Source organism: Lentzea flava (genome assembly GCF_014648475.1).
Taxonomy (GTDB): Bacteria; Actinomycetota; Actinomycetes; order Mycobacteriales; family Pseudonocardiaceae; genus Lentzea; species Lentzea flava.
The window spans coordinates 172,695-184,725 of sequence record NZ_BMRE01000013.1 but is presented as its reverse complement, the minus strand read 5'-3'; the positions used below and the strand labels follow the sequence as shown (position 1 = coordinate 184,725).

Here is a 12,031-nt window from a genome sequence, read left to right as displayed (position 1 = left end):
AGGGCATCTGCGTGTCTACGACACGGACCGAACCACTAACTCATCGGTGGATCCGGGCTGAGGTGTAGGAAGGAGCCCTTCATCGACGTCAGCAGCCGGAGGGGCGGAGCCGCTCCGTCACGGCAGCGCGGCAGGGATGAGCGCTGCGAGCAAAAGAAAAAGGAGCGGATGTCCACTCCTTCCCACTTAAACGTATAGCAGGCAGGGGGCCTTGCCACAAGGCCCCGTGCGTGCTTCAGACTCATCGCCCTATGCCAGTTCACAGGCGCTGTGGGGAGCACGTGGGGTACGAAGAAGAACTGCAGTCCGAACGCGAGTACGTCGCCGGTCTCTACGCACGGCTCGATTCCGAACGCGCGCGCGTGAAGGCCGCGTATCAGGCCGCGCTGGGCGGCACCGGCGAGACCGTCATGGAGCGGGACAACGAGGTGCGGGCCCGGCACCGCGAGATGAAGCGGCTGAACGTGGCCGACTACGGGCTGTGCTTCGGCCGGCTGGACAGCGTCGACGGCGTCACCTCCTACATCGGCAGGATCGGCCTGTTCGACGAGGAGAACGAGTTCGAACCGGTGCTGCTCGACTGGCGGGCACCGGCGGCGCGGCCGTTCTACACCGCCACCGGCGCCCAGCCGGAGGGCATGAGCAGGCGGCGCCAGTTCCACACCCGCCGCCGTGCGATCGTGGACTTCACCGACGAGGTCTTCGGCAAGCTCGGCGAGGAGCACGGCGACGCGGCGCTGCTGGCGGCGTTGAACGCGCCGCGCGGCGAGGGCATGCGCGACATCGTGGCCACCATCCAGGCCGAGCAGGACGCGATCATCCGGCTCGACCACCCCGGTGTCGTGGTGATCGAGGGCGGTCCCGGCACCGGCAAGACCGTCGTGGCGCTGCACCGCGTCGCCTATCTGATGTACACGCAACGCGAACGCATGGAACGGCACGGCGTCCTCGTCGTCGGTCCGAACCCGGCGTTCCTCAACCACATCGGCCGGGTGCTGCCGTCCCTCGGTGAGTCCGATGTGGTCTTCACGACCACGGGCGGCCTGCTGCCGGGCCTGTCCGCGACGGCGGAGGACGCGCCGGACGTCGCGCGGCTCAAGGGTTCGCTGAAGATGGTGGAGGTGCTGAAGTCGGCGGTGGCCGACCGGCAGCGGCTGCCGTCCTCGCCGATCCCGATCACGATGAAGGACGTCGTGGTCGAGATCACCGCCGACGTCGCCGAGTGGGCGCGGCAGGAAGCGCGCGACAGTGGGCTGCCGCACAACGAGGCCCGCAAGGTGTTCGTCGAGATCGTCACGTACGTCCTGACCGAACGCGCGATCGGCAGGATCGGCAAGGGCTGGCTGTCCCGGTCCGACCGCGAGAGCTGGGAGGACATGAGGTCGGGCCTGATCAAGGACCTGGCCGACGACGAGGCGTTCACACTGGCGCTGGACGAGCTGTGGCCCGTGCTGACGCCCGAGTGGCTGCTGGGATCGCTGTACTCGTCACCGGAACGCCTCGCGGCGGCCGGTGGCGACCCGTCGCTGCACCGCGCCGACGGCGAGGCGTGGACGGTGTCGGACGTGCCGTTGCTCGACGAGCTGCACGAGCTGCTGGGCCGCGACAAGCGCGCGGAGGAGGCCGCCGCGAAAGCCGAAGCCGAAGCCCGCAGGGCCGAGGCCCGGTACGCCTCCGAGGTGCTGGACAGCCTCGTCAGCCGCCAGGACCACATGGACGATGAGGACCATCTGTTCGCCACGGACCTGCTCTTCGCGGAGGACCTGGCGGAGCGCTTCGAGGAGTACGACACCCGCAGCCTCGTCGAACGCGCCTCGGCCGACCGCGGCTGGACCTACCGGCACGTGGTGGTCGACGAGGCGCAGGAACTGTCCGAAATGGACTGGCGAGTGCTGATGCGCCGGTGCCCCGGACGTTCGTTCACGGTGGTGGGCGACCTCGCGCAGCGGCGGTCCCCGGCGGGCGCCTCGTCGTGGGGCGAGATGCTCGACCCGTACGTGCCCGGCCGCTGGGAGTACCGCTCGCTGACGGTCAACTACCGCACGCCCGCCGAGATCATGGCGGTCGCCGCCCAGGTGCTCGCCGAGTTCGCGCCGGACGTCCGAGCGCCGGAATCCGTTCGCGCCAACGGTGTTCAGCCGTGGGCACGACAGCTTTCGCCGGAGGAACTGCCCGCGGCGATCGAGGAGTTCGTGCTCGCGGAGGCGGAGGAGGAGGGCACCAGCGTCGTGATCGGGCCGCCCGGAGTGCCCGGCACGGTGCCCGCGTCGGAGACCAAGGGCCTGGAGTACGACTCGGTGCTCGTCGTCGCGCCGGAACGGATCCTGGCCGACGGGCCGCGTGGCGCGGCCGAGCTGTACGTGGCGCTGACCCGCGCCACGCAACGGCTCGGCGTGCTGCACCACGAGCCGTTGCCGGACGCGCTCACCGGTCTCAAGAAGGTTTGAGACCACACGATCGGGTAGTTGCATGCGTTGCCGACTGCATCCACGATGAGTGCATGCAGATTGCACGCATTGACGGTAGTGTCGCGTACATGAGCGAATCGGCCGAGTCGTTCCGTGCGGTGCAGATCCGCGAGGTGCCGGGGGATGTCGTGGACATCCTCCAGGCACGAGCCGCCAAGGCAGGGCTGTCGCTGACCACGTACCTGCGCAACCACCTGGTCGAACTGGCCCGCAAGCCCTCGATGGCGGAGCTGTACGAACGCTCGCGCAAGCGCGACTGGGGCGTCGACCGGGCCACCATCGTCAGCGTCGTCCGCGACCTCCGCGAGGACGACGAGTGAGCTTCACGGCCGTCGTGGACACGTCCGCGCTGATGGAGTTCCTGGTCGGCGCGGACCCCGACCGCGGTCTGGTGAAGCGCCTCCTCACCAGCACGGCGGCGGCACCGCAGCTGCTGACCGCGGAGTCGTTGCACGTGCTGCGCAAGCTCGCGCAGCGCGGCCTGATCACCGACGCGCAGGCGGAGGAGGCCCTCGACAACCTGCTGGACGCCCCGATCACGTTGATCGATCACCCGCCGCTGGTCCGGAGGGCGTGGGAGTTGCGGCACGCGGCCTCGGCGTACGACGCGCTCTACCTCGCGCTCGCCGAACAGCTGGACGTGCCGCTCGTGACCTGTGACGCCCGGCTCGCCGGCGCGTCCGGGCACGAGGCGGAAGTCGAGGTCTACCCGCTCTCCTGACCGGGTCAGCTCGCCGAGAGGAACCTGACGACGTAGTCGCCGTTCCTGGACGGTTGCCGCTGAGCCGAGGCCGGCCGCCCGTACACGCTGACCCGGACGGTGGCCTTGTCCTTCTTGAGCTCCACGGGTACGTCGACGACGGTGGCGGCGCCGGTGCACCGCACCACGCGCCGCCCCCAGCCGTACGGCTTGCCGGTGATGTCGGGATCGTGGGCATCCAGCCAGGCCTCGTCGCGTTCGTCGCACGTGACCTCGAACCGCAACGACGTCGTGGCCGAGGGCACTTTCCACCAAGGTCCCCTCGTCTGGCCCGAGGTGATCCCGTCGGCCTCGGGAGCAGCCGACAGCACGAACTCGCGGTCGAGCGCACCCCTGATGTGCGCCACCACCGAGCGCGTTAGCCGCACGGCGTTCAGCGACAACGGCTCGTGCGGCTCGTAGGTGAGCTTGTAGTGAGGTGCCACCACGCCTCGGTCGTCGAGCAGGGAGAATTCGAGCGTCGCCTTGGCGCTGAACGACTTCCCGTCCGCCCGCACCACGGTCCCGGCACCGGGATGCCCCGCGGCGCAGGCGGCGGCGTCGACCTCGAACCGCTTGTCGTCCCACTCGCCCGCCAGCCGGAAACCCTTGTCCCGCAACATTCCGACGAAGTAGGCGCACATGCTGGACGTACTTGATGGCGGCCGTCCCAGGTAGAGATCCGCCTCGTACACCGCAGGCCGGTCGGGGCCGTCGGCGCACTCCCAGAAGTCGTGGCAGCCTTTGTCGAACCGCCCGCGCACCAGTTCGGCCCCCTGCGGCAGCGGCGCCGCGGCCATCTCCGCTTCGACCGCCTGGCGCAGCCTCGCGATCTCCTCGTCGCCGCGCCCGCAGGCCACCGCGGTCGCCAGCAACGCCACGACCAGTGCGAACGTGCGAAGTCCCCCGAGCATGAGCCGATCATGGCAGCGGAACAACTCCCTCGCCGGGCAAACGCGTCTCCGGCTACGCTCGAGTGGTCGAGTCTGGGGGGACGTGATGACCACACCACCGCACGAGCCGTTCCACGAGCGCGACCTCTACGCGGAGAACCCGGATCCGTTCTCCGCCTTCGGCAAGGGGCCCGAGCAACCGCCACCGCCCGCCGGAAGCACCCGGCCCATCGGCAGCTACGAGGTGCCGGAGCCGTTCATCCCCGTGGCACCGCGGCAGGAGGGCGCGGGCGTGCGGCTCGTCGTCGTGCTCGCGGTGTTCGCGCTGCTGCTGGGTGTCGCGATCTTCTACCTGTCCACATGAGACGAAAGGCGCACCGCGGAAGCGATGCGCCTTTCACCGTGGAGCAGGGACTTACCAGCCGCGCTCGGCCAGGCGGTGCGGCTCCGGGATCTCGTCGACGTTGATGCCGACCATGGCCTCACCCAGGCCGCGCGAGACCTTGGCGATGACGTCCGGGTCGTCGTAGAAGGTCGTGGCCTTCACGATGGCCTCGGCGCGCTGGGCCGGGTTGCCGGACTTGAAGATGCCGGAACCGACGAACACGCCCTCGGCGCCGAGCTGCATCATCATCGCGGCGTCGGCCGGGGTCGCGATGCCGCCCGCGGTGAAGAGCACCACGGGGAGCTTGCCGTTCTGCGCGACCTCCTTGACCAGCTCGTACGGCGCCTGGAGCTCCTTGGCGGCGACGTACAGCTCGTCCTCGGGGAGGTTCTGCAGGCGGCGGATCTCGGCGCGGATCTTGCGCATGTGCGTGGTGGCGTTCGAGACGTCACCCGTGCCGGCCTCGCCCTTGGAGCGGATCATGGCCGCGCCCTCGGTGATGCGGCGCAGGGCCTCGCCCAGGTTCGTCGCACCGCACACGAAGGGGACGGTGAACGCCCACTTGTCGATGTGGTTGGCGTAGTCGGCCGGGGTCAGCACCTCGGACTCGTCGATGTAGTCGACGCCCAGCGAGGCGAGGACCTGGGCCTCGACGAAGTGGCCGATGCGGGCCTTGGCCATCACCGGGATCGAGACGGCGTTGATGATCCCGTCGATCAGGTCCGGGTCGCTCATGCGGGCGACGCCGCCCTGTGCGCGGATGTCGGCGGGCACGCGCTCGAGCGCCATGACGGCGACGGCGCCGGCGTCCTCCGCGATCTTCGCCTGGGTGGCGTCGACCACGTCCATGATCACGCCGCCCTTGAGCATCTCGGCCATGCCGCGCTTCACGCGGGCGGTGCCGGTGACCTGATCAGTGCTCACGGGCAAACCTTTCACGAGGGGAAGTTTCGGTGACCCCATGTTACGTCCGACGTGGCCACCTCACCCAAGCCACTGGCGCCCGGAACCAGAAGGCCACTTCGCGATCAGCCGCAGGTCGTGACACGTGTCACGCCCACGGATGTGAAACGCACTCAAGTGCGCGGAGGCATCCGGTCGGGTCTGTGCACTTGTAACCGGAGGTGAACGGGTGTGAGATCGAACACTACGACTTGACGGAGGTAGCCATGGGAAGCAAGCACTCCGACAACGGGACCCCGGCAGGCGCGGTCGCTGTGGACGACCCGGCCAAGGTCCGCAACGTCGTGCTCGTGGGCCCGTCCGGCGCGGGCAAGACGACGCTCACCGAAGCCCTGCTAGCCGCCACCGGCGTCCTGACCCGAGCGGGATCGGTCACCGAGGGCACGACCGTCTGCGACCACGACCCCGCGGCGGTGCGACAACAACGGTCCGTGGGCCTGGCGGTGGCCCCGATCCAGCACGGCGACATCAAAATCAACCTCATCGACACCCCTGGATACGTCGACTTCGTGGGTGAGCTGAGGGCAGGACTACGGGCCGCGGACGCGGCCCTTTTTGTTGTCAACGCCTTCGAGGGCGTGGACGCGGCCACCGTCGCGTTGTGGGAGGAGTGCGCCCAGGTCAGCATGCCGCGTGCCGTGGTCATCACGCGCACGGACCACCACCGCGCCGACGTGATGAACGAGATCGTCGCCTGCCAGGCCGCGTTCGGCCAGGGCGTCGTGCCGCTGTACGTGCAGGAGGGCGACCGGCTCGTCGGGCTGCTCACCGAGGGCGACAAGTACCCGGAGGAACGGGCCGCGCTGATCGAGGGCATCATCGCCGAGAGCGAGGACGAGACCCTCATGGACCGCTACCTCGCGGGTGAGGAGATCGACCAGGACACCCTCATCACCGACCTGGAGACCGCCGTCGCACGCGGCTCCTTCCACCCGGTGATGCCGGTCTGCGCCGCGACGGGCATGGGCCTGACCGAGCTGCTGGACGGCATCGCGCGCGCGTTCCCGTCACCGCTGGAACACGAGGTGCCCACCGTGACTTCGGTGGACGGCATCCCCCAGCCCCGCATGGCCGCCGACCCGGACGGGCCACTCGTCGCCGAGGTCGTCCGCACCGCCGTGGACTCCTACGTCGGCCGCGTGTCGCTGGTCCGCGTCTTCTCCGGAACGCTGCGCCCGGAACGTCCCGTGCACATCTCCGGCCACGGCATGGCCGACCGAGGTCACGAGGACCACGACGCCGACGAACGCGTCGCGCACATCTACTCGCCCATGGGCGCCAACCTGCGCGAGGTCCCGTACTGCGTGGCGGGCGACCTGTGCGCGTTGACGAAGCTGACGACCGCCGAGACCGGCGACACCGTGTCGGCGCCCGAGAAACCGCTCCTCATGGCGCCGTGGGACATGCCGGAACCGTTGCTGCCCGTCGCGGTCGTGCCGCGCACCCGCAGCGACGAGGACAACCTGGCCCGCAACCTCAACCGCCTCGTCGCGAGCGACCCGACGCTGCGGCTGGACCGCAACGCCGAGACGCACCAGATGGTGCTCTGGTGCATGGGTGAGGCGCACGCGGACGTCGTGCTGGCGCGGCTGCGGGCGGGCGGCGCGGAGATCGACACCGAACCGGTGCGCGTGCCGTTGCGGGAAACCTTTGCCGCACCGGCGAAAGGCCACGGCCGGCATGTCAAGCAATCTGGAGGTCACGGCCAGTACGCCGTGTGCGACATCATCGTCGAACCGCTGCCGCGCGGCTCCGGGTTCGAGTTCGTCGACAAGATCGTCGGCGGCGCGATCCCGAACCAGTTCATCCCGTCGGTCGAGAAGGGCGTGCGCGCCCAGCTGGAGAAGGGCCTGCACGACGGCACGCCGGTGGTCGACGTCCGCGTGACCCTCGTCGACGGCAAGGCGCACTCGGTCGACTCGTCGGACGCGGCGTTCCAGACCGCGGGCGCGCTGGCGTTGAAGGAGGCCGCGGCCGCCGGGCGCACGATCCTGCTCGAACCGATGGACGAGGTCGCGATCCGGCTGCCCGACGAGCACATGGGCACCGTGCTGGGCGATCTGTCCGGACGGCGAGGGCGGGTGCTCGGCACCGAGGCCGACGAGGGCGGGCGCACGGTGATCAGGGCGGAGGTTCCTTCGTCCGAACTGCTCCGGTACGCGATCGAGCTGCGCGCGATGACGTCGGGCACCGGCACGTTCACCCGCCGCTTCGCGCGCTACGACCCGTTGCCGGAGGCGCTGGCCGCCCGCGCCGGCAAGTAGCGGCGAGCAGCACGACAGGGGCCGGGCGACCGGCCCCTGCTACTCCGCGCGCCCTGCCCGGTTCTCCAGCTCGGCCAGCACGTCCCGAACCGGCAGGATCGACGCCACGAGCCGCACGTCGTCCAGTGCGAGTGCGTACTCGGCCCGCGTCGTCTCCGGCATCTCCCCCGGATCCTCGCGCGCCAGCAGCCGGTACCAGAGGCGGTTCAGCGCAGTGCGCCCTTCCACCTGCGCACCGTGGTGCTCCACGACGAGGGAAAGCGCTTCCCGCGCGGCCGCGACGGCTTCCTCCCCACGCCCCAGGCCGTGCAGCGCGGCGGCCCGCAGACCGTGCTTCCAGTCGTCCCGCGGCTCCAGTTCCACTGCGGCGTCGGCGTCGGCGAGCGCCTCGGCGAACCGCCCGGCGCGCAGGCGCTCACCGGCTCGGACACCGAAGGCGTCACCGTTGATCTCACTGCCGGCGATCACCGCTTCGGCGACGCGCAGCACCTCGTCGAAGCGCCCCAGCCTGACGAGCACGTTCGTGCGGTCGATCAGGAACGCGGACGGCCACGAGTAGTCCTCGGCCATGGCGGCGTACTCGTCGGCGGCTTCCCGCAGCCGGTCCAGCGCGACCAGTGCCTCGGCGCGCAGTCGGCGTACATCGGAATCCGCGGGATCGAGGGTCAGCACATCGTCGAACCGCTTCGTCTCGAAATACCACCAGGCCCGGAGACCGGCGGTCGATCCGGGTTCGACCTCCTCCACGCGGTCGAGCACCGCGAAGGCCTCGTCGAACCGCTCCTGTTCGTACAGACACCTGGCGCGCAGGTAGTGCGGTTCGGTCGCATCCGGCGGCATCAGGTCTTCCACGGCGTCGAGGTCCGCGTACGCCGCCACGTAGTCGTCCGACATCCAGTGTGCGTTGGCACGGGCGATCAGCACGTCGTAGTGCGGACCGGTCCACGACAGCACGTGGGTCAGGTACTCGATCGCATCGGCCTGGTTCGCACCTAGTCCGAGGGTGTTGGCGATGGCGAGCAACGTGCCCAGCACGTCGTGATCCAGTTCGTAGGCCGCCCTGTCCTCCTCCAGGGCCTCCGCGAGCCGGCCGGCGGCGCGCAGCACGTCGGCCCGTTGCAGCCGCGCCACGACGTGGTGGTCGCCCGCAATGGCGAGCCGTTTCGCGTTGGCCGCCAAGGCTTCGTCGTACCGGTCCAGCAGAGCCAGGGCGTCGACCTGGTGCTCCAGGATGCGCTCGTCGCCGGGCGTGATCGCCTGAGCCGCCGTGAAGTCCACCACCGCGAGGTCGTGCTCCTGGCGGGCCATGTGGATCAGGCCGCGGTTCATGAGGCAGACGACCCGGCCTTCCTCGGTCAGGTCCAGGCTGAGCGCCTCCGTGAACCCGGCGATCGCCTCGTCGGTGGCCCCCGTGCCGTCCAACGCCATCGCGCGCATGATCTTGATCTCGGGATCGGACTCGACGGCCATGACCCGGTCGATGTCCGCCAACGCCTCCTCGAACATCTCCAAGTCGAGGTGGAGGTGGGCGCGTGTCCTGCGCACGATCAGGTTGTCCGGAAACAACTCCAGCGCCGCGTTCACGTCGCCGAGCGCACCGGTCCGGTCACCGGTCTCCGTGCGAGCCAGACCGCGGTTGGCCAGAGCCAGATAGCGGTCGTGCGGCTCCAGGTCCAGGCCCAGCGCCTCGGTGAACCCGGCCACCGCCTCGTCGAAACGTCCGGCGTTCTGCAGCGTCATGGCCCGCAGGACCAAGGTGGCGGGATCGGGATCGACGGCGAGCACCCGGTCGATGTCCGCCAACGCCTCCTCGAACTTCTCCAGATCGCTGTACACGCGGGCACGAGTCTTGCGCACGAACACGTCTTCCGAATACAGCTCCAGCGCCGCACTCAGGTCGTCGAGCGCACCGGCCGCGTCACCGCTCTCCGCGCGAGCCAGACCGCGGTTGGCGAGCGCGAGGTAGCGGTCGTCCTTGCCGGGGTCGAACTCCAGGATCGCGGAGTAGGCCTCGATCGCCTCGGCGTAGCGGTTCGACTCCAGGAACGTCCCGCCGAGCAGCTGGCGGGACGCGACGTCGCCCGGTGCGAGCTCGACCGCCCGGCGGAGATCGGCCAGCGCTTCGTCGACCCTGTTCACCGCGGTGTAGACCATGCTGCGGTTGACCAGCAGCCACGCCTCGTCCGGGAAGCGCGCGACCAGGTCGTCCATCGTGGCGACGGCGACGTCGTGTTCGCCGTGCCGCAGGCGCACGAACGCGATGAGGCTCTCCGGACCCGGCTCGTCCGGCGCCAGCTCGCGCGCGTTCTCGAAGTCCGCCTGCGCCAGGTCGAGGAATCCGGCGTCGAAGTGCGCGAGGCCGCGGGCGTTGTAGGTCCACGAGTCGCGCTCGTGCTCCAGCGCCAGGGTGAAGTCCCGCACGGCGGCCTCGTAGTCGCCCATGAGCCGGTACGTCTCGCCGCGGCTCGCCACCCGCATCCAGTAGTCCGGCTTGAGCTCCAACGCGCGTTCGAAGTCCGCCAGTGCCTGGTCGTAGCGCCCGCGCGAACGGTGCGCCATGCCGCGCACACCGATGACCATGGGATCGTCCGGCGCCATCTCGACCGCGCGGTCGAGCTCCTCGAACGCGCCCTCGCCCGCCGGGTCGACGTCGAAGCGGTAGAGCCCGCGGAACGCGTGGATGCGCGCCTTCGTGACCTGGGGCAGCGCGGGCACGGCCTCCAGCGCGTCGAACAGCTTGAACCAGCCCTGCGGTTTCACGGTGTCGCGCAGCAGCTCGCCCCACCGCACCAGCGACGGCGCGTCGACGTCCTGTCCCGCCTGCGTGAAGACGGCTCCCCACGGCCGCGTGTCGAGCGCGTCGACCGTGTCGACGACCATTTCCAGCGCCGTGGTCAGGTACCGCTCCGGCCGTGCGCACAGCCGGTGGTAGACCTCGTCGTGGACGTGCCGGCGCCACTGCTCGCTCGCCCAGTTCGCCTCGCTGCCGTGCAGCTCGGCCCTGCGCGCGACGGCGGCGTCGGCGAGCCGGTCGTGCATCGCGGTCCAGGCGATCGGCGACTCGCGCCGCTTGAGCCGCAGCATCGCCGACCGCACGACCTGGTGGTACTGGTAGCCGTCGGGGTGTTCGCTGACGAACGGCATGCGCCGCAGCCAGTCCAGGATCTCGGCGGCCTTGCCCTTCTCGACGAGCGTGGCGAGCACGTCGAGGTTCACGACCCTCGGCAACGCGGCGTCCTTGGCCGCCTGCTGCCGGGCGGGATCGGGTTCCCACTTCAGGAACCGCTCGACCGCGGTGCCGGTGGCGCCCCGGGCCCGCGCGCTCGACGGAGGGTTCTCCGCGAGCGTGGCGACGAGCAGCGGCAGCCCGTTCGACAGCTGGGAGATCTCGGCCACGACGACCGGGTCGGTGATCCCCTTGCCGGCGAGGAACCCCGCGATCTCCTCGGCCGTGAACGGCTCCAGCGGCAGGTCCTGGATGACGTTGCCCCACGCGCTCCACGAGTTGGGGTCGAGCCGCAGCTGCCCGGCGATGACGAGGACCACGTTGTAGGGCAGGCCGCCGTACTTGCCCTGCAGGAGATCGCGCAGCCAGCCGTCGAGGAAGTCCGACGTGCGTTCGTAGGTGTCGAAGAAGAGCGCGATCTCGGTTTCCTCCGGGATCTCGAACAACGCCTCGACGAAGTGCGGAGTCAGCGTCTCCACCGGTTTGGTGACGAGATCGGTGGTCTCCTTGTTGCCGAACTTGCGGCCCACGTAGGTCGTCCAGTGCACGAGCTGGTCGGTCAGCGCCTTCTGGTCCAACGCACCGGACACGGCGCCGACCACCGGCACCGACTGCAACGCGCCGAGCCCCACCTTCACCGCCGCGCGCGTGAGGAAGACGGCGGTGCTGTCCGGCGCGTTCGGGTCTGCCTCGAGCTCGGCGCGGTGCTTCTCGTAGTCGCGGTAGCGGTCGGTGAACTTGCGGAACCGCTTGCCGTCCTGGCCGTCGAGCTCCTTGGCGATGCGGTTCATCACCGCCAGCACGTCGGTCAGCGAGTCGTCGGTGTAGGCGGCGGCCATGCCGGCCTCTTTGGCGATCGACACCAGGTGCCGCGTCAGGTAGGTCTTGCCGACGCCGGCGTCGCCGTGGATGTTGAGGACGAACTTCTTCTTCGGGGCCTGCGGATTGCCCCGGAACACGGCCACCTCGCGGCCTCTGCCCACGAACGACTCGCTCTGGCTCTGGTCGATCGCGTCCTGCATCAAACGGCGACGTTGCGGTTGCGGCACGGCACCCCCTGTGACTCCACCACGGTAGTCGTGATGGAGCCACA

Annotated in this window: 8 protein-coding genes; 5 read left to right on the top strand and 3 right to left on the bottom strand. The window is 69.8% G+C overall.

Going from position 1 to position 12,031, the window contains the following annotated elements:
- The first annotated feature begins 281 nt into the window (after positions 1-281).
- From helR to IEZ09_RS18060, 3 genes are all read left to right on the top strand, one after another.
- Positions 282-2,447, top strand: coding sequence for an RNA polymerase recycling motor ATPase HelR (gene helR / locus IEZ09_RS18070; RefSeq protein ID WP_229812669.1), 2,166 nt, complete (start codon positions 282-284; stop codon positions 2,445-2,447).
- Between the two features lie 89 nt (positions 2,448-2,536).
- Positions 2,537-2,788 (top strand): hypothetical protein, encoded by a 252-nt coding sequence (locus IEZ09_RS18065; protein WP_189254870.1) that lies wholly within the window; start codon positions 2,537-2,539, stop codon positions 2,786-2,788.
- Entirely contained in the window at positions 2,785-3,189 is a 405-nt protein-coding gene (locus IEZ09_RS18060; protein WP_189254869.1) for a type II toxin-antitoxin system VapC family toxin, read from the top strand. Before IEZ09_RS18065 ends, IEZ09_RS18060 begins: the two co-directional genes overlap by 4 nt.
- A 5-nt stretch (positions 3,190-3,194) precedes the next feature.
- On the opposite strand, the gene IEZ09_RS18055 is transcribed toward IEZ09_RS18060, so the two are convergent.
- Positions 3,195-4,121 carry a hypothetical protein gene (locus IEZ09_RS18055; protein ID WP_189254868.1) on the bottom strand — a complete coding sequence of 309 codons (927 nt, stop codon included), beginning with the start codon at positions 4,119-4,121 and terminating at the stop codon, positions 3,195-3,197.
- 85 nt (positions 4,122-4,206) lie between these two features.
- Here IEZ09_RS18055 and IEZ09_RS18050 point away from each other — a divergent pair, with 85 nt between their 5' ends.
- Complete coding sequence (locus IEZ09_RS18050; RefSeq protein WP_189254867.1) at positions 4,207-4,464, top strand: hypothetical protein; 258 nt, start codon at positions 4,207-4,209, stop codon at positions 4,462-4,464.
- Between the two features lie 51 nt (positions 4,465-4,515).
- Here the strand turns inward: IEZ09_RS18050 and pdxS are convergent, their stop codons facing one another.
- A complete protein-coding gene (pdxS, locus tag IEZ09_RS18045; RefSeq protein ID WP_189254866.1) occupies positions 4,516-5,448 on the bottom strand; it encodes a pyridoxal 5'-phosphate synthase lyase subunit PdxS in 933 nt (310 codons plus the stop codon).
- Positions 5,449-5,654: 206 nt separating this feature from the next.
- Between pdxS and IEZ09_RS18040 the strand changes: the two genes are divergently transcribed.
- The gene (locus tag IEZ09_RS18040) at positions 5,655-7,712 is read left to right on the top strand and encodes an elongation factor G-like protein EF-G2 (RefSeq protein ID WP_189254865.1); all 2,058 of its coding nucleotides are present in this window, start codon (positions 5,655-5,657) and stop codon (positions 7,710-7,712) included.
- A gap of 39 nt (positions 7,713-7,751) precedes the next feature.
- Here IEZ09_RS18040 and IEZ09_RS18035 read toward each other — a convergent pair whose 3' ends face one another.
- The gene (locus IEZ09_RS18035) at positions 7,752-11,960 is read right to left on the bottom strand and encodes a tetratricopeptide repeat protein (RefSeq protein WP_189254864.1); all 4,209 of its coding nucleotides are present in this window, start codon (positions 11,958-11,960) and stop codon (positions 7,752-7,754) included.
- Positions 11,961-12,031 lie beyond the last annotated feature (71 nt).